The 23,619-nt window shown below is 55.7% G+C and carries 19 protein-coding genes, 1 tRNA gene and 3 pseudogenes; 10 read left to right on the forward strand and 13 right to left on the reverse strand.

Annotation, left to right across the window (positions count from 1 at the left end; all coding sequences use genetic code 11):
* Positions 1 to 324 precede the first annotated feature (324 nt).
* Positions 325 to 1,098: a metallophosphoesterase gene (locus tag RLEG4DRAFT_RS26470; RefSeq protein WP_003581383.1), complete on the reverse strand. Its 774-nt coding sequence runs from the start codon at positions 1,096 to 1,098 to the stop codon at positions 325 to 327.
* Positions 1,099 to 1,252: 154 nt separating this feature from the next.
* Here RLEG4DRAFT_RS26470 and RLEG4DRAFT_RS47245 point away from each other — a divergent pair.
* Positions 1,253 to 1,526: pseudogene (locus tag RLEG4DRAFT_RS47245) on the forward strand (cupin); the annotation flags it as partial.
* A 103-nt stretch (positions 1,527 to 1,629) separates the two neighbouring features.
* On the opposite strand, the gene RLEG4DRAFT_RS26475 reads toward RLEG4DRAFT_RS47245, so the two are convergent.
* Positions 1,630 to 2,703 (reverse strand): helix-turn-helix domain-containing protein, encoded by a 1,074-nt coding sequence (locus RLEG4DRAFT_RS26475; protein WP_003581384.1) that lies wholly within the window; start codon positions 2,701 to 2,703, stop codon positions 1,630 to 1,632.
* A gap of 173 nt (positions 2,704 to 2,876) precedes the next feature.
* Here RLEG4DRAFT_RS26475 and RLEG4DRAFT_RS26480 point away from each other — a divergent pair, with 173 nt between their 5' ends.
* From RLEG4DRAFT_RS26480 to RLEG4DRAFT_RS26510, 8 genes and pseudogenes are all read left to right on the forward strand, one after another.
* Complete coding sequence (locus RLEG4DRAFT_RS26480; protein ID WP_003581385.1) at positions 2,877 to 3,821, forward strand: CBASS oligonucleotide cyclase; 945 nt, start codon at positions 2,877 to 2,879, stop codon at positions 3,819 to 3,821.
* 3 nt (positions 3,822 to 3,824) lie between these two features.
* Positions 3,825 to 4,322 carry a hypothetical protein gene (locus tag RLEG4DRAFT_RS26485; protein WP_003581386.1) on the forward strand — a complete coding sequence of 166 codons (498 nt, stop codon included), beginning with the start codon at positions 3,825 to 3,827 and terminating at the stop codon, positions 4,320 to 4,322.
* Positions 4,319 to 5,215, forward strand: coding sequence for an AAA family ATPase (locus RLEG4DRAFT_RS26490; RefSeq protein ID WP_003581388.1), 897 nt, complete (start codon positions 4,319 to 4,321; stop codon positions 5,213 to 5,215). Before RLEG4DRAFT_RS26485 ends, RLEG4DRAFT_RS26490 begins: the two co-directional genes overlap by 4 nt.
* A complete protein-coding gene (locus tag RLEG4DRAFT_RS26495; protein WP_003581389.1) occupies positions 5,215 to 6,381 on the forward strand; it encodes a hypothetical protein in 1,167 nt (388 codons plus the stop codon). The genes RLEG4DRAFT_RS26490 and RLEG4DRAFT_RS26495 overlap by 1 nt, the downstream gene beginning before the upstream one ends.
* Positions 6,378 to 6,935 (forward strand): 3'-5' exonuclease, encoded by a 558-nt coding sequence (locus tag RLEG4DRAFT_RS26500; protein WP_003581391.1) that lies wholly within the window; start codon positions 6,378 to 6,380, stop codon positions 6,933 to 6,935. Before RLEG4DRAFT_RS26495 ends, RLEG4DRAFT_RS26500 begins: the two co-directional genes overlap by 4 nt.
* A gap of 68 nt (positions 6,936 to 7,003) precedes the next feature.
* Positions 7,004 to 7,519 (forward strand): transposase domain-containing protein, encoded by a 516-nt coding sequence (locus tag RLEG4DRAFT_RS39260; RefSeq protein WP_432416829.1) that lies wholly within the window; start codon positions 7,004 to 7,006, stop codon positions 7,517 to 7,519.
* A 148-nt stretch (positions 7,520 to 7,667) separates the two neighbouring features.
* A tRNA-OTHER gene (locus RLEG4DRAFT_RS41010) sits at positions 7,668 to 7,775 on the forward strand.
* 357 nt (positions 7,776 to 8,132) lie between these two features.
* Positions 8,133 to 8,234: pseudogene (locus RLEG4DRAFT_RS26510) on the forward strand (transposase domain-containing protein); the annotation flags it as partial.
* Between the two features lie 44 nt (positions 8,235 to 8,278).
* Here the strand turns inward: RLEG4DRAFT_RS26510 and RLEG4DRAFT_RS26515 are convergent.
* The 11 genes and pseudogenes from RLEG4DRAFT_RS26515 to RLEG4DRAFT_RS41150 form a co-directional block, all read right to left on the reverse strand.
* Positions 8,279 to 8,683 carry a hypothetical protein gene (locus tag RLEG4DRAFT_RS26515; RefSeq protein ID WP_003581392.1) on the reverse strand — a complete coding sequence of 135 codons (405 nt, stop codon included), beginning with the start codon at positions 8,681 to 8,683 and terminating at the stop codon, positions 8,279 to 8,281.
* A gap of 481 nt (positions 8,684 to 9,164) precedes the next feature.
* Positions 9,165 to 9,377: a hypothetical protein gene (locus RLEG4DRAFT_RS26520; RefSeq protein WP_003581394.1), complete on the reverse strand. Its 213-nt coding sequence runs from the start codon at positions 9,375 to 9,377 to the stop codon at positions 9,165 to 9,167.
* A 225-nt stretch (positions 9,378 to 9,602) separates the two neighbouring features.
* Entirely contained in the window at positions 9,603 to 11,054 is a 1,452-nt protein-coding gene (locus RLEG4DRAFT_RS26525; protein WP_003581396.1) for a M81 family metallopeptidase, read from the reverse strand.
* Positions 11,055 to 11,707: 653 nt separating this feature from the next.
* A complete protein-coding gene (locus RLEG4DRAFT_RS26530; protein ID WP_003581400.1) occupies positions 11,708 to 13,177 on the reverse strand; it encodes an amidase in 1,470 nt (489 codons plus the stop codon).
* A gap of 103 nt (positions 13,178 to 13,280) precedes the next feature.
* Positions 13,281 to 14,285: an ABC transporter ATP-binding protein gene (locus tag RLEG4DRAFT_RS26535; protein WP_003581402.1), complete on the reverse strand. Its 1,005-nt coding sequence runs from the start codon at positions 14,283 to 14,285 to the stop codon at positions 13,281 to 13,283.
* Positions 14,278 to 15,291 carry an ABC transporter ATP-binding protein gene (locus RLEG4DRAFT_RS26540; RefSeq protein ID WP_003581404.1) on the reverse strand — a complete coding sequence of 338 codons (1,014 nt, stop codon included), beginning with the start codon at positions 15,289 to 15,291 and terminating at the stop codon, positions 14,278 to 14,280. Before RLEG4DRAFT_RS26540 ends, RLEG4DRAFT_RS26535 begins: the two co-directional genes overlap by 8 nt.
* Positions 15,288 to 16,226, reverse strand: a complete 939-nt coding sequence (locus tag RLEG4DRAFT_RS26545; RefSeq protein WP_003581405.1) for an ABC transporter permease — start codon at positions 16,224 to 16,226, stop codon at positions 15,288 to 15,290. The genes RLEG4DRAFT_RS26540 and RLEG4DRAFT_RS26545 overlap by 4 nt, the downstream gene beginning before the upstream one ends.
* On the reverse strand, positions 16,226 to 17,224 hold the full coding sequence (locus RLEG4DRAFT_RS26550) for an ABC transporter permease (RefSeq protein ID WP_003581406.1): 999 nt from the start codon (positions 17,222 to 17,224) through the stop codon (positions 16,226 to 16,228). The genes RLEG4DRAFT_RS26545 and RLEG4DRAFT_RS26550 overlap by 1 nt, the downstream gene beginning before the upstream one ends.
* Positions 17,224 to 18,909: an ABC transporter substrate-binding protein gene (locus tag RLEG4DRAFT_RS26555; protein ID WP_003581409.1), complete on the reverse strand. Its 1,686-nt coding sequence runs from the start codon at positions 18,907 to 18,909 to the stop codon at positions 17,224 to 17,226. Before RLEG4DRAFT_RS26555 ends, RLEG4DRAFT_RS26550 begins: the two co-directional genes overlap by 1 nt.
* Before the next feature lie 599 nt (positions 18,910 to 19,508).
* Positions 19,509 to 19,670 (reverse strand): annotated as a pseudogene (locus RLEG4DRAFT_RS40430) (DDE-type integrase/transposase/recombinase); the annotation flags it as partial.
* Between the two features lie 730 nt (positions 19,671 to 20,400).
* Positions 20,401 to 20,781 (reverse strand): hypothetical protein, encoded by a 381-nt coding sequence (locus tag RLEG4DRAFT_RS41150; RefSeq protein ID WP_037094226.1) that lies wholly within the window; start codon positions 20,779 to 20,781, stop codon positions 20,401 to 20,403.
* A gap of 114 nt (positions 20,782 to 20,895) precedes the next feature.
* Here RLEG4DRAFT_RS41150 and RLEG4DRAFT_RS26570 point away from each other — a divergent pair, with 114 nt between their 5' ends.
* Positions 20,896 to 23,556, forward strand: coding sequence for an AAA family ATPase (locus RLEG4DRAFT_RS26570; protein ID WP_037094229.1), 2,661 nt, complete (start codon positions 20,896 to 20,898; stop codon positions 23,554 to 23,556).
* Positions 23,557 to 23,619: the final 63 nt, after the last annotated feature.

The raw sequence follows: 23,619 nt of genomic DNA on the forward strand, positions 1-23,619 counted from the left end.
GGTTGGATTTCGACAAGCTTTCTCAGTGATCAGCAGCAACCACAGACCGAACGAAAAGATCAGGCATCTTCGGAGCGGAAGCCCTCTATTCCCCCAGCAACTCCCGCGATCCCGGATACTCTCGTCGTCCAACGCATCATCGCGGAGTCGATCTAGATGTACCGCTTTGTTTCGCAGGCGATGTGTCTGCCCCCCTTCTGGCGCGTCAAGCGTATTATATTAATGAGCTCACTCCAACCAAGCGCCGGGTCAATCGCCGTTCAACAGGTGAATGGCTGAACAAAAGATAAACCGCGAAGACGCGCACGCCTAACGAAACCGGCCTCAGATTTCGATCACGAAAGCACTGTCGAACTCTGCGAACGTTCTTTCGCCGGGATAGCCTCTTGGATTTGCCAGAACTCTGGTTTTGCCCACCATGTAATCTCGTCGATGGTGGATGTGGCCATGGATCCATAGTTCCGGGCCATCGGCGTAGATTACGTCTTCAAGATCTGAGGCGTAGCAGGCAGATAGGATGTCTGCTTCGTCCCCTGGTTCGATCGATTTTGGCGATGGTGCGTGATGAGTCACAACTACCGTTTTGGCCGATCCGAATTCTGACAGCGCGGTTTCAATGAAGCGTCGGGTTTCAAGATGCTTCCGAAAGGAATGGATCGGTTTAAACCGCATATAAGGCTGTTTACGAAACTTAATTCGCTTGTAGTCATTCATACCGCGCTCAGCAGCAGCCATTGATAAGCCCGGATCATAAGAAAGGACCTTGAAGTCGGTCCAGAGCGTCCCGCCGAGAAAGCGAACCCCACCAATATCCGCAACGTCATTGTCTAAAAGATGGAAATTCTTTTGCAGCTTCGCGTGACTGCGGGCGGCCTGCAGGCTGTCCTCGAAAGAGGCTTTATAGAATTCGTGGTTCCCGGCGACCATCACGATGGGCATGGCGTCGGAAATCGTTTGTACCAGCCAATCGATGCTCGGGACAATTCCCTTCGGCAGGACATCACCTGCACATACGCATACATCCGCTTTTGGAACCGCGAATGACTTCGGAAGTGATGCAAACTCCAGATGCAGATCGGAGAGGATCCAAATGCGCAATTTTACTACTTTCTGTTAGAAAAGTACGGGCCTTCGTTAAGATTGATTTGGATAAGCGATTTCAGGGAGCGGCGGAGGCGGTGACTGGCGCCCGACATCCACATCTCCGATCGGCGGTAACGCGGCGGGCGGACCAGGCGTTGGCGCGGGAAGCTCCGGTGCCCATGAAGTGCTGGGAATTGAACGTGGTAGCGCCACGCGGCTGATTGCTGTCCCGGCGGCCAAGCACTGGAGGTAGCAGCAGGAGACTGCTTGGCGCTTCCAGCGGGGAGAGAGCACCAAAATCTCGGCTGCACTCGGACTTCGAGGGAATCGGCGCTTATCCCAAGGTACAGCACGCCGACGTTCAAACTTCGGCTGTTTCAAGCGAAATGCTCGCGAAAATCTCGTCAGTCCCTCTCCCTGAAACCGATGTTCCACCCGGTTCGCCGCCCGGGCCAACTCCGCGACGAAGGCGTTTTCTGGATTCTCGCTCACATCAGAATGTCTACCCAAGGCGCCTGCTCTCGAAGTTAAACTGACTGAAATGAGTTAGGTACACTCGCCCTCCCAGCTGTACGATATCCGTTTTGAAAGTTCACTCTCGGAGACACCGAGAAGATCGCTGGCATGCGAATTGTCAATAAGCTTCTCGCTCAACGCCCTGAAGCATAGGCGCTCGAACCGCCGTGGCTTTTCGTATTCATAAGGCATGCGTTCGGGTTCCTCGAATGGAGGAGTTCGCCAACCGCGTTCAGCTAAAACTTTGAACAGCTCGGCGAACGTCGCCTCAGAGATGATCCCTAGCTCTCGACACCGATACGTCAATGCCTGGATGCTAACCCCATAGCGCCGCTTCAATGCCGCAAGCTCGGCTAGACTGATGGTCGACCGCTTCGAGCCCACCTCGGCGCGAAGCATATCAGCTGGTAGCAGGAGCGCTCCTGCGAACCGGTGCGCCGCTTTTTCCGAGTTCAAATCCTGTGCGACAGCCAGCACCATATGGCCCAACTCATGGGCCATTGTGAACCGTTTCCGTTCCGACCAAGTGTTTCGCTTAACAACGATAACTCGGGCAGCGTCACGGTCCCGCCGAGGCGCGTGGGCCGCGAGCCCGTCAATGTCGTCGAGATCGACAGACAGGACCTTAATTCCGCGCTCTTCAAGGAGTTCCGCGAAGCGCGGGATCGGATCGTTCCCAAGACCCCAAGCCTCTCTGACCGACCTTGCCGCGTCTTCCGCGTCGCGAAGGTCATTTACAGGGAATGGAACACCGCGTGGTTTCTCCCAATCCGTGCTTTCCAACCCAAGGATCGCTTCGATCTCAAGGTAGCGCTGCAGCAGTGTTATGGCCTTGGCCTGGACAGACGCCTCTTCCTTTGCAGAATTCATGCCCTTGCGAAACTCGACGCTTTCTAGGGTAAGTTGCTCCTCGCTCTCAAGGTGAGCAATGCTGACACCCAAAGCGGTTGATAGAGCCTTCAAAACTGGCGGACTGGGAATGTCCTCACCGCGTTCGTACTTGCCGATTGCCTGGGGGCTGACCAAGCCCGCGATGCGTTCGGACAGCTCTCGAAGCGAAAGCCGCATCGCGGCGCGGGCGATCCGCAACCTTGAGCCAAGCATCACAACTCCCATCTCGCCAGTTTATAACTGGGGATTTTTATGCCTTTTTGTAAACCGCCTCTTGCGGTCGCACGTCGATAATACAATATTACGGATAGTTAAGGCCAAGTTAAGACGGGCGATTGGAAACCAGGCGCTCCCAGCTATAAAATTGCCTCCTAAAAGGATTTCCGATGCCGCTGACCAATTCTGCCCTCTTGAACTACGACCACAACGTTCTCCGCCTGCCCGCAGACAAGCGTAAAGAATATCATGAGCAAGTTGATAGGCTGGTTTCCGAATTGGGCAAAACGCTGAAAGGCCGGGCCGACATCAAGATCACGCGGGTCTTGAAGGCGGGGTCGTTCGCCAAATTCACCATCGTGAAGAAGACCACTCAGGACCCGGTTGACGTCGACATTGTCATCTATGTCGCCGGTGTCGATCCCGACAAGGAGACGCTGGAGCAACTGCTCGACGACATCCACGCTGCATTGATTTCCATCTATCCTTCGAAATCCGTCGAAGACTTCGAAATCCAGCGCAAGGCCGCTACCGTGAAATTCGTGGGCAGCGGTCTCTATGTCGACATCGTACCCGTTGTCGAAGACCCCTATCGTCCTGGCTATGGTTGGCAGTTCGACCGCGATGGGGGGAAGATCGAGACCAACCCGCCAGGCCACTTGAAGTTCATCAGGGACCGAAAGGATATTGACCGTCATTTCCGAACGCTTGTCCGCATGGGTAAGCGTTGGAGCCGTCATGCTGAATTGTCGGCGCTCAAAGGCTTTCACGTCGAGCTGATCACGGCGCACGTCCTCGCGAAATACGGCGCAACCGAGAGCATCGAGAAGCGGTTCCGCGATTTCCTTCTTTATATCGCGCAGTCTGGACTGAAAGAAAAAATCAGCTTCCCGGAAAACACTGGAGTTCACGGTAGTTTCACCGACCCGGTCGTTATTCTCGACCCAGTCAACAGCGAGAACAACGTGACTTCCCGTATCACCGAGGCAGAACGCCAAGAGATCGTCAAGGCAGCAGACCAGTCTTGGGAAGATGCTAACTATGCCTCTGCTGAGGACGACGACGACATCTGGAAGGAAGTTTTCGGAACTCGCTTTTCGGTCGAGGAGGCCTGAGACATGTCGGTTACGCGTACCGCCTCCGCCACTGGCAGCTATACGACCACTGATATCAACATCGTTGTCCGCCAATTCACGACCGATCTGAAGATGATCGCTTCCAGCACCCGGGCGATGACTGAAACGGCTGCGGCCGATTATGGCGCAGACGTCGAGCTTCTGGCTTCCAAGGGTTACCTGAAAGCGGTTGATGTAACGCAGATGTTTGGCGGCAGGGAGATCAGGGCCGTGAAATATCACGTCGATGAGAACACGGGCACACTAAAGTCCGCCCGACCGGGCGGCGTCCGGTGGGACGAGCTTTCAGGCTCGTCCATCCGGATCATCATGAGCCATACCGACAGTTTTAGTAGTGCCGTTCTCGAATCCCTCCGCGGTCGGCTCAACATCAGCTGGGGCTTCACCTCTGTCGATACAAGCCACTCTTCACTGACGAGTTCCGGGCGCCGCGATTATGCGAGCAACGGCTGGGGTATGCGCCGGGAGGATTGGTCGTGAGCGAATCGTCGTTGTTTGATGCCGAACTGCCTCTCCCCGACGACGGTCTCGCTCAAAAGGCGAAGACGCTGATAGGATTCGATGAGCGGTATCAGGCGGTACATGCCCAGCTCCGGCTCCTGCTGAATTCCAGCGAACTCCCTGCCTGGAATACGAAGTTTCACCACGGCAAGTTGAACCTTGGGACATTGCTGCAAGAGCAATATCCGTTTGCGATCTTTCATGGAGACGTTGGCACGGGCAAGACCGCGACGGCGGAGACAATCGCCAACCGCCTCGTGGCCGAGGCGCGAGTCGAGGATGCGACGCTGTTCAAGATGAGTAACCGCGTACGCGGCAGCGGCATGGTCGGCGAAATGGGAACACTCATTTCCCAAGCATTCCAGCAAGTGATCAAGGCTGTTGGAAAGAACAAGCGGGCGATCCTGATCATCGACGAAGGCGACTCCCTCGCCGCCAATCGGTCGCAGGAACACAGCCACCACGAGGACAAGGTCGCGGTCAACACGCTCATCCAGCACATTGATGATCTCCGCCGGTTCAACGGGCGCATTCTCGTTATCCTTTGCACGAACCGCCTGTCTGTCCTCGATCCCGCGCTCCGGCGGAGAGCAGCTGTTGTCCGCGCCTTTTCGAGACCTACGCCGGAGGAGCGGAAAGCTCTCTTCAGCAGCGACCTTGCCGCTCTGAACCCTTCCGCAGACGACCTTGCTAAGCTGGTTGCCATCACCGGCCCACGCGCCGATCAGCCGACGTGGACATATTCGGACATCCGTACCAGGCTCTATCCGCAAGCTCTGGCGAAGGCATTTCCAACTCAACCACTTAGCGCGAACCTCTTGCTACATGTCGCGTCTGCAATGGCGCCCTCGCCCGTCATGGAGGACAAGTAATGCCGAGGTCACCACTGTTCGGACGCCGCATCCACATCACCGGCAGCATTTCGAAAGAGCTGGAACACGCCTCTGTGGAGAATGTTGGCTTGGCACGCCAGTTCGTGGCCGCACTCGTCAAGGAACTCGTTAAGAACGGCGCCAACTTCGTGGTACCCGTGGACGGCGAACCGACGCGCGATATCGACGGAAACCCAAAGATTTTTGATTGGCTTATTTGGGAAACCATTGAAAAGAATGTGATTCTCAGACCGCCGGACGCGCCTGGAATTATGGCTGTCGCCGTTCAGCATCACAAGTCCGAAGGGCAAATCCCCCCTCAGTATAGGGAAATGTGGGATGGCTTGCGCCGGTCGGACAAGGTCAAAATCGACAATGCCTCCTTCTGGAACATGGCTAGCAAGAGGATGGAGGCTCAGGCGTACTGGGGTGACATACTCATACCAATTGGAGGAGAAGAAGGCGCCCTCTTTCTGACCAACCTCTACGCAAGCAATGGCAAACCTGTCGTTCCGGTGAATATACCTATCACGCCGCAAGGAACGGGAGCCCGCCGGGTTTTCGAATTTGGGCTCGGCCGAGCCAACACAAAGCGTTTGTTTCAGACCAGCGGCGCGATTGATGCGCACGGCTGGCTTAATCGCGTGAACTTCGCCAGCCAGAGCAACGTAAATGCGATGGTCCAGGATTTTGTCGATCTGCTAGAAGCACTCGTTCCACCGAAGGCATTCGCGGTTAGGCTGCTGGATCCCACACACGAAAATTTCAAAGCCGTTGAGGACTTCTTCGAAGGCGTGGTTAAACCCGTCGTGGAAGGTAAACTGGGCTTCAAGCTCCTCGTCGTTGACGGGCGGCAGTCTGTGGATCAGTCCCGTATAGATGCAGATATTTTTGCCAAGCTCCATCATAGCCAGTTGGTCATTGCAGACGTCACCGGTTCGAGGCCGAATTGCTTCATAGAGCTTGGATACGCGCTGGGTCGCGGCCATCCCACCATCCTCACTGCCATGAAAGGCGAGAAGTTTCCGTTTGACATCACAACCTACGCAGGGTTCCCTTGGGTACCCACAAAGACTTCTGTTGATTTGCAGAAGGAACTGTTTGAACACTGGACGTCAGTTCAAGCTCGCCCGCCTCTGGTCGACGTGGAGCCGTTGATCTCATGACTGAAAAGCGTGAGGAAATTTTTATCTCTGTCGACATTGAAGCAGCTGGTCCAATGCCTCCGGATTACAGCATGCTTTCACTCGGTTGCTGCTTGGTCTCCGATCCCGACAAAAGCTTCTACGTCGAGTTCAAGCCGATCAGCGAGAATGTCATTCCCGAGGCGATGGCCGTTAGTGGGTTCGATCTCGACAGCCTGAAAGACACCGGGACGAATCCTGCAGAGGCCATGGGACGTCTGGATGAATGGATCACCGCCAATTCCGGGGACGGAAAGCCGATTTTTGTGGGCTTTAACGCACCTTTTGATTGGGCCTTTGTGAACTATTATTTCCTTCACTTTTTAAAGAAGAATCCTTTCGGCATCGGAGCCGTCGACATCAAAGCGATGTATATGGGAGCAACAGATTCGTCCTGGGACGCCACTCGATCAAGCCAGTTTCCTGTCGACAAGCAAAATGAGGCCGAGAAGCATGATGCACTTGCTGATGCCCGTCACCAAGCCAAGCTTTTTCGCTACGTTCGCGGCCTGCGCAACCAGTCCACGAGCGACTAGCTTTCAAAACATATACACATTTCGGTGAAGGATGACGCCAACTTCCCTTAGGCCATCCGGGATTTGCCATTGGGGGCAAGCCTAAGGCCGATGCATTCCGCCACTGGGCTGAAGCTCAACTCACGCGCATTCCGGGCAAAAGCGATCTGGCGACAGCTTTCCGCTGCGTATTGAGCCGATGGTCTTCGCTCTATCTGTTCCCTCGAAGACGGTCGCGTCGCGATCGACAACAATGCCGCCGAGTGGGCCCCCTACGTCCGATAGGCGTGGAAAGATGGAACTGGCTCTTCCCAGGAGCCGATACGGGAGCGGAGACCTTGGCTCGAGCCATGACGATCATTGAGACGGCCAAGATGAATGGTCTTGATCCGCAGGCCTATCTGGCTGTGCTCGATCGCATCCACGATCACAAGGTCAATCGGTTAGAGTTCGTCTGTGAAACGGTTGCGCTTCATTCCCCGGTCCTCTCAATTGGGCCAGAGCTTGCTTCAAATGAATATTTCAAACGGGGCAAGGTCAGAGGCTATTCGCCCATACGTCCGAGATCAACTTCATCGGCCGCGTTATGCACTGATCAATATTAGCGATGCTGTCGTTCTCTATGCATCGTTGGCTGAATTGTAATTGGCGTTGCTCGATCGCCAAGGGCGAGATGGGCAGGAAGCTTACAATCATCTTCGCAGTGGAAGATCCTACTAGGAACAATCGCAAGGCCCGGGAGTTAATGCTTTAGTCGGGCGTAAGCGTAATTGGAGCGCGGCGCTCTCCCCATCCCTCGGGTATCCGAGGTCGCTTCCAGCTTTCGAGCTGTGACGCGGGGTTCGAATCCCCGCCCCGACAACCAAATTCGATACAATCGAATAACGCCCGGCGATTTCTCGTCGGCCTTTGTTCCCCGCAAGTCGCTACGATCTGCAGTCAACCGATCGCGGTCGTCCGAAAGATGATCGCATCGATAATCAATCTGTAACCGGCGTTCCACTTCCACGTTGTCTTCATGACCTGATCTGTGATGGGCTTTCCATGGACGAGCAACGGGAGTTTCTCCATGAAGAGTACATTGGAGTTTCTCACAACCAGGAAGTCTGGACGTGAGGTGCATCGGCATTGGCCGGACGACGTCAAGGCGCAGGATCGTGTCGGAGAGCCTTCGGTCAGGCGTGATGGTGAGTGAAGTCGCAGAGCGTCAATTCCATCGATTCGCTTGCCTACCTGACCGCCACGCTCACTGCCATCGTCAACGGTCACAAGCAGAGCCGGGTTAACGAGCTACTGCCTTGGAATTTTCCGTTCCGGTGACTCGTTTCAGATACCGCAGTCGTCCCGAAAGCGGAAGTTTCGGTTTATGTTTGGGATGCATTGAGAGCTGGAGTTAGCTCTTCATAATCCTCGCTAAATCGGCCTCGCGTCAGAAACAAGGTCAGAGCTTCCTGCGCCACTGGTTTGATCCGTTCAGCGCATCCGGACTGGATGTATTCCGCCTCGCTTTGGAAGTGCAGTGTTTCTGTTGTGATGCCCTCCAACATGCGCCCCAGGTCGTTGACCGTCTGTTCTTCCACGTCCGTGAACGCGCTATTTGGCCACCTGATCAACCGTCCATTATCCCAGCAGTCGAAAAACGCTAAAAAGAACTCATTGTAATTGACCTCAACGAGCCCTTCGTTTCCCCGAGCGAGAACTTCGACGGCGTCGATCACTCGATTTCGCAACCGTTGTTCAATCACACGATCCGAAACTTCTTCATCCATATCGAACACTCCGTTGAGCAGTCGCCTGCCCAACAGTAGTGGTTTTCATTGAAGTCGCAATGTCAGCTTGCGCCGCTATGCTACCGCGCAACTCATGCGGCCATCAGCAAATCTACCGATGACTTCGGTCAAGGTGCGGGTGGCACGCCGCTTACAGGTCACGGAGCCAATCGTCACCTATTTCGAACCCGGAAACCGCGCTGCTTTCGTCACCCGCGCTCCCGCCACCTTCATCCAAGCCACTGTGCCATACCCTTTCCTTGGACGGGCACCATTCATAGAACGCCACTCGCGCCCGCGGCCTAGCCCAACACGTTTTTAGCGCACCGTCGGGGGCTGAGCGCTCGTCACCGTCGATACCCGCGACGCCACGCTAAAAACGCTCTGCGTTATGCGCCGATTGAGATTATGTGGCGGAGCCGTCCCGGCGCCAGCCGACGCCTGCCAAAATCTGGAATTCTCCGCCACATATTACACAATATCAGATACCGTTCAGCAGTTGCAGCCCGGCGTCATTTGGTCGGAAATGGACGCCAAGATCGCCAGCGACTCCCGCCTTCTCGAGTCCTTTACGCATCATCTCGACATCGGCGGCGGCATAGCGGTGGGTCGTGGCGACCACCGGGGGGCGGAATGCTTCGGTAAGCTGAATCCCCAGTCCATACCAGAGACCAGACATGAGGTGGAATGTCATGCCGGGCGCAATTCGGCCTTGTCTCCGATCCGGAAGTTCGCCGGGCTCCCCCGGCGGATAGACAAGGCCAATCGCGTAACCAGCACAGTCCAATTTCACGAGACCGTATTGGCCAGGGCGTTACCGCAAGCGTTCGTTTGTCGTCGCAAGTTTCCCCTACATTGCGATTTGTAGACCAGCACTCATTTCCTCCAGAACAGCCTTTTCTGCGTCTCTCGTCGCGCACTATGCGTCCGACCTCGGCCAGACGGGTCGCTGCAACTTAGTATAGGCGATCCGCGCGAAGTCCGGGGCAGCCGACCCCGGCGCTGCAACGTATTGAATTTCCGCGGCAATCGGTTCGAAGTTGTGATAGAAGTGCTGAGCTGATTTCACCACAATGCCTCTCTTACCCGAGATGGAACAGCCTATATCAGTGAAGAGCTCAGGGGAGAATACCTGTTCGCGGATAGTCGAGCAAATGATGTGCACCCCTTCGACCTCGGCGTAGGCACTGGGACCAAGCCGCGATTGTGAGCCGCTAAGGCCTGGCTGTTTGTGCTCGGGGCAGAGCCCTCGAACGGTGCCGACAACATCCACGGGCTGGCCGGAATTCCGCCCCACCTTTCCGCCGATACGTAGCGCAAGAGCAGCCCCGATGCCGGCGCCGAAGCACATCTGGACCGCGACTGGATCCCAGAAGCAGCCCAGAGCGATGTCTCGAATGCCCAGGTCCAAAACGCGCTGCAGGATCGCTGTGTTGTCGGAGGCTGCTCCACCGCCTGCATTGTCGGCGACGTCCGCGATGACGACAGGAGCCCTCGCCGTGCTGGCGCGAACTCGTGCGAGAGCCTCGTCAACAGTCAGGTATGGTGTGCGGGCTTCCTCGCGCATGGCCGAAAATTCTGCACCGAGTTGGCTTGCGAGCGCATCCGCTTGCGCTTGATTAGTGTCGGCAATCACGAGCACCTTCGCGCCGACGTCGGCCACGTCACCCCATGGGAAGCCATGGATCAGTGAAATCGAAGCAACGCCGTTCTTGCTTTGAAGTGCGCGTAAGCGTTCCACGAACGAGCGAACGGGTTCGCGTGTAGTCGGCCACAAGCCGATTAACCTACAATCATGCACGGCCTTTACGGGCGTCAAGCTGCCCTTGCGCGTGGCCATCGTGAGATCATAGACCTCGCGCGCGCATTCTCGCATGTCGGTGTGTGGGTACTCTTTGTAAGCTACGAGGATATCGGCGCCCTCCACCATTGCCTGAGTTAAGTGGCAGTGGTGATCGAGCGAAACCCCAATCTTGACGTTAGGTCCAACAAGGGCCCGCGTGCGCGCGATGATGTCACCTTCACAATCGTCGTACCCGTCCGCGATCATGGCGCCGTGGAGATCTAGCAGAACAACGGCGACGGGTTGGGCATCGCGGAGGTCATCGAGAATGAAGTCGCGCAACTCTTCGTAAGTGGCACGGACGGTGGTACCGGCTGGTTGAGCAAAGGCGGTGATGCTTTCGACGACCTCGAGGCTATCATTCTTTGCCGCACGGCGCCACTCTGACAGCGCAACGCTACTCGCACTCCTCTCGCTGCAGCTTCCATCGCGGCGTGAATAGCCTCCTTCAGCGAACGACCGCAGATTGGTCGGAATTGGCGAGAACGAATTAGTCTCAGTCGCCAATGACGTCATGAAGATTCGCACTTCCCATTCTCCTCACAGTCAGAGTTTAGCACAATTGGCCCGATTGTCCTCCGCAGCCGTCCGGCTAGGGTGATATGTGGTGGTAGCTCGAACGTGGCCGGCCAAGTGACAAGATCGACCGACAAAAGCGCATGCATTCGGCGCGTAGAGCGGATTGGAACGTCATTGCGTGGCCCCCAAATCCGTTCGAAAGCTGCCCGTTCCCGGCGCGAAAGCTCTGCCCGCACCGTCGTTGTCGCATGCCCGCGGAACAGGCAAGAAAAAGTGGCATGCGGTTCGAGCCATCTTCTGCTACTATCCCCTCCCGCTCCGCGAGCCGCCCGCCCTCCTTTTTACATATACAGAGACTACGATTTCGCCGCGCGCCTGGGAAAGGGAGATAAGGTGAACGTAATATGGTCCTGTGACTTGAAGGAGACGATTCCGGCAACGCAAGAGCGACGTGCGTTCCTAGAAAATCAAACCACGCGGCAACGATGGGACAAACGGATCGCTGAAACAGTAGCAAAAGCTGCGCGACGGCATCCCCTGGGCGCGCAACTGTTTTTAAGTTTGCATAACTAGTTAATAAAGCTAAGTCGCTCTGCACTATTCTGCGATACTCAATAGCCACGGCCGCGATTCCAGTCCAAGCAGTATTTTGTGACGGCACTTTAAGTACCTTGGGCGCGCACAATCGGATCAATCGATCCAGCTCTTATCCTCGGTTTGCGATGCCTCCATGGTAGAGCGTCTTCTAAGTCCCTTGCTGCGCGTACCAAGGTCGACTCGTCTCCGAAGCGGGCGACAATTTGAATCCCGATCGGCAGTGCATCATCACTTTGGGCCAAAGGCAAAGACACAGCTGGATGGCCCGTCACGTTGAATAGGCCGACAAACTGGTAAAGAGCAGCATCCGCGTCCATGTACTCTTCAGCAGAAATCGTAGGATGGGTTGCGCAGTAAATACCGCCGTGAGGGATTGCACGCGATGGCATGGTGGGCGTCAGGAGTATGTCGTAGTCTCGAATCGCCTCACCAACCTGCAGCCTCATCTTCCGTACGGCCTCATGGACGTCAGAGGCATGAGACAGTGGTAAATTACGGGCATGCTCATGAAGCTTCAAATTGACTGGCTCGAGGGTTTCCACATTGATCTCTCGGCCCATGAGTCGCGCCGCATTCTGAAGCCAGTTCGCTCGCAAATCTGCCATTCCGAGCAGGATGCTGCTGTAGTCTGCGGAAGTGTGTGGGGGATCGACGTCCTCAAGCAAGTGCCCCATCTGGGAAAGAACCGCTGCCGTGACATCGATCGCTTTCGAAACTTCTGGTTCGAGTTCGACCGCACCCCATTTTGTCCTAGCGACGCCAATCCGCAGTCGACCAGTCGCCTGTGTCAACTCCTCAACGTACGGGCGATCTGGCTGAACAATAACGAACGGATCTCCTGGATACGGCCCGGAGAATACGTCCAAGGCTGCAGCCATATCTCTAACCGTTTTACATACAACAAACTGACGCGAGAACCCGAAAGCGGAGTCCTGGTTGTTTGGACCTCCGGATATCCGACCGCGTGATGGATTCAACCCGACCAGTCCGCACCATGCTGCGGGAGTACGTGTTGAGCCACCACCGTCACTTGAAGAAGCAATTGGCGTGATTCCTGCCGCAACCGCCGCGGCCGCTCCGCCCGAAGAGCCACCTGCAGTACGGTTTAAGTCCCAGGGGTTTCCGGTCACTCCTGTGAGAATTGATTCGCTCATCCCCGATATGCCGAATTCAGGCGTTGTCGTGCGGCCAAGAATTCTGAGGCCCTCAGCGCGTGCTCTGCGTATATAGTGGCTATCTGTTTCCCAACGGTTGCCCTTGAACAAACGGCTTCCTTTCTCTTCAAGGCGCCCTGCCTCCGCGAAACCCAAATCTTTTCTCAGGAATGGTACGCCGTTGAAGAGTCCTCCGTCCCGACCATTTGCAGCTACAGTTTCAGCATCATCGTAAAACTCAATCACCGCGTTGATCTTGGGATTAACGTCATCATGCGCCTCACGAGCAAGTTGAGCGAGTTCTATCGCTTTCACTTCTCCAGAGCTGACCAGAGAAGCCAATCCGGTAGCATCAAGATCAACGTATTCGCTTAGCTTCATGGTAACTCCTCCATTCGAGCTGCGGCGCCGCGCTTGTTTCCTGCTCGTATCCATGCTCAGAGCCCGCCGAGTACGACCCGGTGCTGCGGTCCAGAGAACTGTCTTATTTCGTGAGCAACCAACAGGCGGCGTCATGAGTTGGACTTAAGGCAACCGCTGGGGGATCCTCCCTTCTGCAGCGATCTACAGCAACTGGGCAACGGGGGTGAAATCTGCACCCTATTGGGATTCGTGCCGCACTAGGCACCTCGCCATCAAGAGCGGGAATAGCTTCGCCAGTGGTGGCGGGATGCGCCTTTGGCGTAGCCTTGCTAAGAGCCAGTGTATAGGGATGCTGGGGATTAAAGGTTATCTCGTCGGCGGTGCCGATCTCTACAATACGACCGAGATACATGACTGCGACGCGATCGGCAATTGACCAAGCGACTGGTAGGTCATGGGTGATGAAGAGGAGGGCCATGTTGCTCTGCGTGCGTAAGTCCGTCAGGACCTGTAGAATTTGCGCGCGTATTGAGACGTCGAGCATCGATACCGGCTCATCCGCCACAATCAGGTCCGGTTGGACAGCCAGTGCCCCCGCAATCACAACTCGCTGACGCTGGCCGCCGGACAACTCGTGAGGAAATCTAGAAAGAAAATCCTGCGGAGGATTGAGGCCGGCTGCTGCGAGTGAGCTGGAAACTCGCTCCGCCAGTTCCTCATCATGCTCCGCCAACCGAAGCGAGCGCACGCCCTCAGCGACGATTTCGAAGACGGTATGGCGCGGGTTTAACGCCTGGTAGGCATCTTGAAAGATCATCTGAACCCGATGCCTGTACGGACGCAGAGCAGAAAAGCCGTTCACCGAGGTCACGTCCCGACCATCAAAAAAAAGCTTGCCGCCTGTCGGCTGGATCAATTTCGTAATAACACGACCCACCGTGGACTTGCCGCTACCAGACTCCCCCACAACGGCGACAATTTCGCCGCGGCCGATGGTAAGATCTATCCCGTCTACAGCGCGAACCGCTGCGACAGGACGTGCAAAGATCCGATCAAGTGTTCCACCTCTCCCTGCAAAGTGTACTTTTAGGTTCTCCAGAGACAAGATACACGCGGCGTTAGACATTTGAGTTTGCTTTCGGTTCTTGGCAAGTCGCCGAGTAAAGGTGACAAGCGACGCGTCCATGTTGTTGGGCCGTTGGGCTCGGAACCTCCTTGGCGCAGATGTCCATCGCGGACGGACAGCGTGTGCGGAAGGCGCAACCTGACGGGCGGTTCTGCAAGGACGGTGGATCACCCGGTATCGGCTTGGTTACACGCTTTCCCCGAGTTGGATCTGGAATGGAGTCGATGAGAAGCTTAGTGTATGGGTGCTTGGGGCTTCGGAAGACATCGGCCACGTTGCCATCTTCGATGATGCGGCCAGCATACATGATCATGACGCGATCGCAGGATTCTGCGACAACCGACAGATCATGCGTGATCAAGATTAGTGCAAGGTTGAGTTCTTTCCTCAGGCGCTTCACCAACGTTAAGATTTGCGCTTGGGTGATCACATCGAGTGCGGTTGTGGGCTCATCCCCAATAATTATAGAGGGGTGGCAGGCGAGCGCCATAGCGATCATCACCCTTTGCCGCATACCCCCCGAGAGTTCGTGGGGGTAAGCGGCGCCGCGCTCCACCGAGATGCCGACTAACTCCAGTAGTTCCCTTGCACGCCTCATCGCCTCATTGCGTGTCATTCCGAGCTTGAGAATGCATGGTTCGGCGATTTGTTTGATGATTCGTTGTACGGGGTTGAGCGCGTTCATTGCTCCTTGAAATACGACCGACACATCATTCCAACGGTGTGGCCGCATGGCATCTTCATCGTTGATGGGAAGACGCTTGCCGCGATAGCGGACCTCACCTGAGGCGACCTTCGCGTTTGGTGGCAACAAGCCTGCGACGGTCATTGCGGTCGTAGTTTTGCCGCTGCCGGACTCGCCGACAAGCGCAACCGCCTCACCAGCATGAATTAATAAGCTGATATCGCGGAGAGCAGGCAGCGACCTGTTCAATAGTTGATAATCGACTGAGATGTCTACCACCTCCAAGATGGGGGCTGCAGTGGGTGGAAAGGCGCTGCTCATGGGATAGCCCTCCGGCGCGGATTGAAAATATCGTCGAGAGCGTTGCCAATCATAACAAAGCTGAGCGATACGATGACCACACAGAGGCCAGGTGCGCCGAGATACCACCACGCTCCGGAACTGGCAGCGCCGGCACGCTGAGCCAGTGACAATATTGTACCCCACGAGGGCTGCAACGGGTCGCCAAGCCCAAGAAACGAGAGAGCGGTTTCAGTGTAAATGGCGTTGGCGACAACCAAGGCGCCATTTGCGGCAATCTGCGGCACGAGATTTGGTAGGAGATGGCGCGTCATTATCTTAATGTTGCTAGTTCCTACTACCCGTGCACGCTCGACGAATTGCCGCTCGCGCAACGTTAAGGTCTGGCTTCGCACAATTCTGGCGACAAATGCCCAACTGGTCAGGCCAATCACCAAAATAATTACGAGAAGCGAAGGTCGAAAACCGAGGATATCTCCACCGCGGCCCATAACACCGACGGCTACAGGCGTGATGACCAACGCTAAGACGAAAGACGGAATGACAAAAAAGAAATCCGTCATGCGCATCAACCAGACATCAACCCAGCGGCCGTAGTAGCCAGAGGCCATCCCGACCATAGTTCCAACGATAAGGCTGATACCAGTGGAAATCAGTGCGATAATCAGAGAGGTGCGGGCGCCATGAACGACAAGGTTCAGCACATCTCGCCCAACCTCATCGGTTCCGAGCGGATTTGCGTAAGAGGGTGCTGCCAGAAAGTCACCCGCGGCATTTATGGCTGTCTGCAAGGGGCCAACGAGGATGACAGGCATCGCCGCCATGGCAAGAAAAACGACCAGAGCCGCCAGCCCAAGCTTGGCACCGTTGTGGGCCATCAACTGACCAAGGAATGCTTTGACAGCCCGGCCGCGGACCCGCGGGCTGGGTCGTCTAGATTTTTTCATGTCGGTCATTACCGCACCCGCGGATCTAGAAAGCCGTAGATCAGATCGGCTATAAGGTTTGCGAAAACGATGGAAACACCAAGGAGCAAAAATATGCCCTGCAGAACTGGATAGTCCCGCGCGTTCAGCGCTTCGACTGTCAAGCTGCCAATCCCAGGCCAGGCAAAAACTGATTCGACCGTGATCGCGCCAGCAACCACATAGCCGAGGTTAAGCGTGATTAGCGTAACAACCGGTAACAAAGCGTTGCGGAAAGCATGCCGCATCAGCATCTGTTTGTTAGTCAATCCCTTAGCGCGAGCCGTCACCATGTAGTCCTCGGTGACAACATCACTCATTGCAGCACGCGCGACCACCACATACTGGCCAATCAGTCCTAGCGTTACGGCGAGAACCGGCAGTATGAGATGGCGGGCATAGTCTGATAACCATTCCAGAGAGCCACCATAAGGTGCCCCCGCCGAATACGCGCCATAACCCGGGAGCCATCCGAGCATCGTACTGAAGACCACAACTAACAACATGCCGAGCCAAAAGGGTGGTGTTGAGTATAACGCCAAAGAGACACTGGTGGTGATATTGTCAACTGCTCCACTTCTTCGCCAACCAGCGATGATGCCGAGTGAAACACCAATTGAGATGGCAACTATCTGCGCTAGTCCTGCCAACGCGAGAGTTTGCGGTAACCTTTCAAGGATGAGGTCAGCAACACGTCTCCCCCTGAATTTGAAACTATAACCAAGATCGCCCCGCAGCGTGGCCGAGATATAGCTGACGAGTTGGTTTGGGATTAATGGCTGATCAAGGCCCCAGCTTTGACGTTGAGCCTCGATCTGCTGGGTCGTAACTGCACTGCGAGCTCCTGCCAACAACATGTTGGCAGGGTCGCCGGGGATTACCCGGAACAGCAAGAAGTTGAGAACGGCCACCATGAAGAGCGTAGTCACTGCTCTGAATATGATGCGCCCTAGATGATGGCCTGCTTGGCCTCCCGATCCGCCGGCCATCACGCAGCCTTCATACGATCAAACGGGAAGGAGCTCCACATGGAGATCAGGTCATCCGTTCCCCAGCCTTCGAAGCAGTCTTTCCGACGCGCATCCAACATGAATGGATAGGCGAGCATTATATAGGGGGCCTCTTTGTAGATGAGCCGAACAGCCTTCTCGACCAACTGTTGGCTCTTTTCGAGTTGAGCTGTCTTCGCAACTTCAGCAGCAAGCTCATCAAACGTGGCATTTTGCCAGTAAGCGCGATTATGTCTAACGCCTTTTTGTCCAAGAACAAGCAAATCGGGTGCACTAGGAGACAGCCATATTCCGCCGATGAACAAGTCCCATTTCCCGCCGCCTTGGCTTGGCAAAGCGGTACGCGCTTGAATTGCTCCTGAGTCCAACTGTGTTACAGAGACCGGAATCCCGATCTGTCCAAGCCAGCCTGCGACCAATTGAACAGCCGCGATGGGGGTTTCCATTGTTCCTGAGCTTGTACCGCTAATTAGCTCAAGCTGAAAACTGTGGCCCTCCTTGTCCTCCCGGACGCCGTCACCATTTGTGTCTTTATAGCCTGCAGCATCGAGTCTGCGTGCCGCCTCCTCCAAGTCGAAGTGACGCCTGATGTCGGCAAGGTCGGAATAGTAATCCTTCGAGACCGGCATAACCAATCCTAAACCCGGGTCGGCATGGCCCCGAAACGCGCGCTCGGCAATCAAATTCTGGTCGATGGCATAACCAATTGCGTCGCGAAACGCCTGATCTTGCAGCGCATTAGTACTTCCCGCCCCTTCGCCTGAAGCGGTATTGAACGCGAGATAATTGCGAGCCTCAATGCTCTCTTGTCCAACGACTACACCATCGTCCTTCGATAGATCATTCCATTGAGCCGGGGTAAGGTTCATTCCGTAGTCAAGGTCTCCGCTCTTTAGCCCCTGCGCGATGGAATCTGCGCTCTGGAAGAACGAAAACACCAACCCCGCTATAGCGGGCTGGCCTGTACGGAAATACGCATTCGGCATCATTCGGGCGAACTGGCCTTGCTGAAACTCCGCAATGATCATCGGTCCCGTTCCTACGAGCGGCGGGTCGTTGCGGAATGTGCTGCGAGCGTCGGCGTAACTGATGTCCTTCCAGATATGCTCCGGAACGATCATAATGGTATTGTCGATCGGCCACCGTGTCGGGGTCTTCGTGACGATCTGTAACGTCAAGTCGTCGAGAGCTGCAATCTTCTCCACAAGTTCTAATCCACCCGTGTTGTTCCAGCCGATGTTCAATTCCTCTGGCTTCCCGATGGAGTCGCGGAGATAATTGTAGGTGAAAGCCGCGTCTCGAGCTGTAGCGGGCTTGCCATCCGACCATTTCATCCCGGGCCAGACCTTGAAGGTCCAAGTGAGACTGTCTTCGGCGACAGACCATTCCTTTGCAAACCCCTTCCGATCGGCGTGACGCTGAGCGTCAACGCCCACCAGGAAGTCATAGGTGAAGGCTGTAGGCCAAAATGAGGACCAGGTGGCAAATGGGTTCATCGTGTCTGGCGCCAGAATTCCAGCGATGCGCGCAATATGGTCGCCGCACGACGATGCCAAGGCTGTCGAGCTCATAAGCAAAGGTGCGGCTAATCCGATCAGGATTGCTTTTAAGATCGTACGGCGTTGATGAAACCAAATGTCCTGTGTGTTTGGGTTTGATGTCATTTAAGTTCCCCTTTCGTTGAATTTCGGAAATGACCGACGCGCTCACCGGCATATCCATTCTCGCTGTCCGATCTAGCATTATGCGGGCCGCGCGCTGCTTGCGCCGGCGTTACAAGCATCACGCATCTGCGTTCGAGGCATCTGACGCAACCGGGACGGAATCCAAGGAGCGCGCGGTACTGGGCAGCGGCTTAGTATTCCTCGTCCTTGATCCTTCATTTAACGGCGTTGCCTAGCATTTCCGCCTCCATCGCGGATGACGACCTTCCGCATGCTTGCGCACCGACGAGCGGTTGCGGCAAAGTTCCGCGCCGCCAAAGGCTGTATGCAGGTTGCTCAAAGGTATCTTTAGAAGTCCCCGATGCGGATGTCAATATCAAGAAAACAACCGCTTTTCCGAAATTTGCTTAAGCTCCCGGCCTAGACCTGTGTACAGCTGGGTTCGGACGCCCTCCGAGTGCAGCTGAAGACTGCTCGGGTGGTGGGTTCGCCGACTAGTTCCAGTCAAAGATCGGCATTCTTCAAGACATCTCTGATGGGTCGAGTCGACTTAATGGAAGCCAGGATCTGAAGGGTGTTCCTGTCGGCATTTCAGGCGCCAAGGTGTTCGAGGTGAGTTCGGTGCCTTTGTCTGAAACAATCATGTCAGGCTTGCCGCGTCGTTCGACCTGCGTCGTCAGTTCCCGAACAACACGGCGACCGGAGATCGACGTGTCGGGAATTGACGCCAGGCATTCGCGCGTCACATCATCGACAACATTTCGCCCGGAAGCGTCTAAAGGCAGCAGAGTGGGCGGATCTCCTACAAGGCGGGGTCGACCCTTTCGCAAGGGCCAAGACTGAAAGATTCCAGCGCGAGCTCCAACGGCGGCGGACGTTCGGTTCAGCGCTAACTGACTATATGGCCGACATGCCTGGCGAACATGGAGACGAGAACAGTGATGACGCGTGAAGAGCTTTATGACCTTGTCTGGCCTGTCCCCGGCACAAAGGCAGCACGAGACTTGGGCATTGCCGAAGCTTATCTGACGAAGCTCTGTGCCGCACTGGATGTTCCCATGCCACCGAGGGGATACTGGCAGCGCAAAAGGTTTGGAAAGAATCCTCTCCAGACCCCACTTCCTTCCGCAATCCGGGTTTCCCGACCGCTGGATTCGAGCCGGTGAAAGCAGGACAGCGAACATCAAGCTCCTTCATCAATTGCGGGACACCGAGAGATCGTCTTTTGCCCAATCAGCTGCCAAAGATGTCACCCTTGCGTTCAAGACGGCGCGCCCGTCAGATGGAGAAGGTTATCTTCTCCCTCGCAAAAAAAGCACGCTCGACCTTACGGTCACAGAGGGAACCGTCGCACGAGCAGTAGATTTCTTTTGTCGGCTAACCGGAGCCTTAAGCGCCTGGGACATCCAACCCGTATCGCGTCGTCCAATGGCACATTGATCCGCAAAACTGTCGATCCCCGCAATTTCCCCCAAGGACGGACAAACACCATTATCGAGGCTCTGGGCGCCCATGCCTGCTGTCGCGATCATCTAAGCGGCGCAGCATTCCAAACTCAACCAGGCGACGAAATTCTCCAGTTCGTTCGTGAACAGCCGTATTGCAGCGGTCCAGAAGCTCTCCTGCGGCAATCTTCATCCTCAGAGCATCGGGAATGGCGGAACTCCGCTGTGTGCGCCCGAGTTGTTCCTGGAGGGTAGGGTTCTGCATGTTGAGCACGCGATCGAGATCGGTGGATTGCCCGGCCAGCATCCCGGCAATCTTCTGCAGGCTGAGACCCGGCCGCTTCAGCGCCAGGATCTCGCTCAGCTGTGCAATTTCCTGGGTGCCGGAGAGCCGCCCGTTCTTCCCCTCGTAGTCCAGAACATACACCCAGTCTTTTTTAACTCCACAATTTCCACGTTCGCTTTTATTCTCATAATTTTACTTTGCCGCGAATCTGCATATCGTCTGCACACCGTGAAACAAACTTGCCGCGAGGGCGCGTTGGCGAAGACTCTCTTGGAATGGTCAGGTGACCAGGATCTGTGGACCCGTGACAGCTTGAGGCGTATCGCCGCTGCATCGGACTATACCGTTGGCGACGATGAACTGGTGGCAATCAGAAAGAATGTCATCGCCGCGGCCCGATCGAGCGAGGAGTTGGTTGAAGGCGAATGCCTCGATAGAGGCCATCTGGGAATATCTTCAAACGAAACACGTCGTGCCGCGATCCTCCAGCTGGGTCCGGTCGAGAACATTGATCGCCTCGCCCCAAATCAACAGCTTCGTTTCGCGCCAGCTGGGATCACTCTCGTGTACGGCGAGAACGGGAGCGGAAAAAGTGGATATACCCGCATTGCGAAAAAGTTATGCCGGAGCTTGGCGGCTGAAGATCTGCGAGGCAACGTGTTTGCGGAGAGCGGCAATGCTCCCAAGGTGACGGTGCGCTACAAAGTCGGAGATGACGAGCCTATTGCTTTGGAGTGGGATCCTCAGACCGACGCGCCAGGGGTGCTGCAACAGATTTCAGTCTTCGACAGCGGCAACGCCCGGCTCTACGTCGATACCAAGAATCGGATCGCCTATCTTCCTAAAGAGATTGCGATCCTCGAACATCATGGCGAGATTTGCCAGCGTCTTTCGCAAGGATTCGCGGCGGATGAAAGAACGTCCCTGACACGGATCTCTGTGCCTTTTTCCGCTGGCTACTCGCCCGGAAGTTCTGTGACGGAGATGCTCGCCAGGCTTGACCCCGCGAAGACCGATTTGCCGAAAGCGGACGAGTTGAACACGCTCGCCGAGCTGTCGGATGCAGAACGGGGCGAGCTCGCGGATCTTGAGCGCGAGCTGGCAGCCGACCCGATGGCAATGGCAGCAGCTCGACGGCGGATGGTGGCGTTGCTCGGAAGGGTCGACGAAGTCCTTGTGGGCCTCCAAGAGGCGTTGTCCAATGATTTCGAGGTCAAGCTTGCCGCCGCCAGAGCGGCCTGCATTGAGGCGGATAAAGCGGTTCGGTTGTCTGCAACGGAGAGGTTTGCCAACGAACCGTTCAAGAACACTGGGACGGATGCGTGGCAAATCCTCTTCGAGGCTGCGAGAGCGTTCGCCATTTCGTCTGGCGATCAAACAGATGACCGTCTGCCTGCACTCGAAGGTGATCTCTGCCTTCTATGCCAGGAACCGCTTAGCGAGGCTGGCGCATCCCGGATCGGTCGCTTCAATGACTTCATCAGCAGCGAAGCTTCTCGCTTGGCGCAGGCGGCGAGAACGCGGCTTGAAGAAGCACTCGGCGGCTTGAGGAGCGTTGCAATTCCTTCCGAGCAAGTCATAACCGAGAACTTTGCCATCTATGCAGAAGACAATGCCGTACGTGCGGGTGTGACATCCCATCTCGTGGAGGCCATCCACGATTTTGAAAGGCGCCGAGCAGCCATGGTATCAGGCGCTACCGAGATACCCAGAGTTCCAGACCTTTCGGATCTCCTTGCGACGGTCCGGAGCGAGCATAATCTTCTTGAGGCTGAAGCTCATGAGTTGACGCATAAGGCAACTCATGCCGCCAGGCTGGATGAGAAACGAGCGCGACTGGCGGATCTGCGGGACCGGAATACCTTGGCGGCAAATCTTCCATCGACGCTGCAGCGTCATGCAGATCTATCGGCGCTCCAATGCATTCGGCGCTGCGTGCAGCTCGTAAATACGCGTGCAATCTCCACCCAAATCACAGCTCTTCGCAAGGAGATGGTGACTGCCGAGTTCAACAAGCGCATCCAAAGTGAGATCGAGGTCCTTGATCTCAAGCACATCCCCTTTCAGCTCCAGGAAACGAGCGCGGGTGGACAGAACCTGTTTTCGATCGGCCTCCAGGGCGTCAAACACGTCAAAAATAAACAGGTCCTATCTGAAGGAGAACAGCGAGCACTCGCCTTGGCGTGCTTTCTTGCCGAGATTGGGGACGATCGGGAGAAGTACGGGATGATCATCGACGATCCGGTTTCATCTCTGGATCACATTCGCATGCGACGCGTTGCCAAGCGCCTGGTTGCCGAGGCTGCAAAGGGCCGCCAGGTTGTCATCTTTACGCACAACATCGTCTTCTTCAATGAGATCGTGTCCGAGGCATCGCGGTTCGGCGAACAGACTCCTCTTGTGAAAACGGTCATTCGGAAGACAGACAGCGCGGGTTTTGGCGTAATCGAAGAAGATAAGGAACCGTGGGTTGCCGATCTAAGCGCGCGCATTGGAACCCTTCGGGATCGTGCCAAATCTTATGCGTCCCTGACCGAATTCGATACCGAGAGCTATCGCAGGCTTGTTAAGGACTTCTACTCGGATCTTCGGGAAACGTGGGAGCGCGCGGTGGAGGAGCTTGTACTGAACAAGACAATCGTTCGGTTCGTTCCGGACGTCATGACGATGAGGCTGAAGGCGGTAGGCGTTGATGACGATGACTACAGGACCATTTATCACGCGATGAAGCATGTGTCGGAGCGCTCGGGGCACGACATGTCCTCTGGTCGGGACATCCCTCAGCCTAAGCCGTCCGAGATGGCAGATGACCTGAAGGTTCTCGATGACTTCCGGATCGCATATCGCGCAAAACAGAAGCGGCTGACCGAGGCAAGAGAGAAGCTAGAAGAACCGGTGAAAGCTCTTCTCGAATAGGCTTTCGTCACCCGCATTCTCGGCTGTCCTGGCATTTTTGTCGGCTCAAGGGTCTCCTAAATG

Source organism: Rhizobium leguminosarum bv. trifolii WSM2297 (assembly GCF_000271845.1).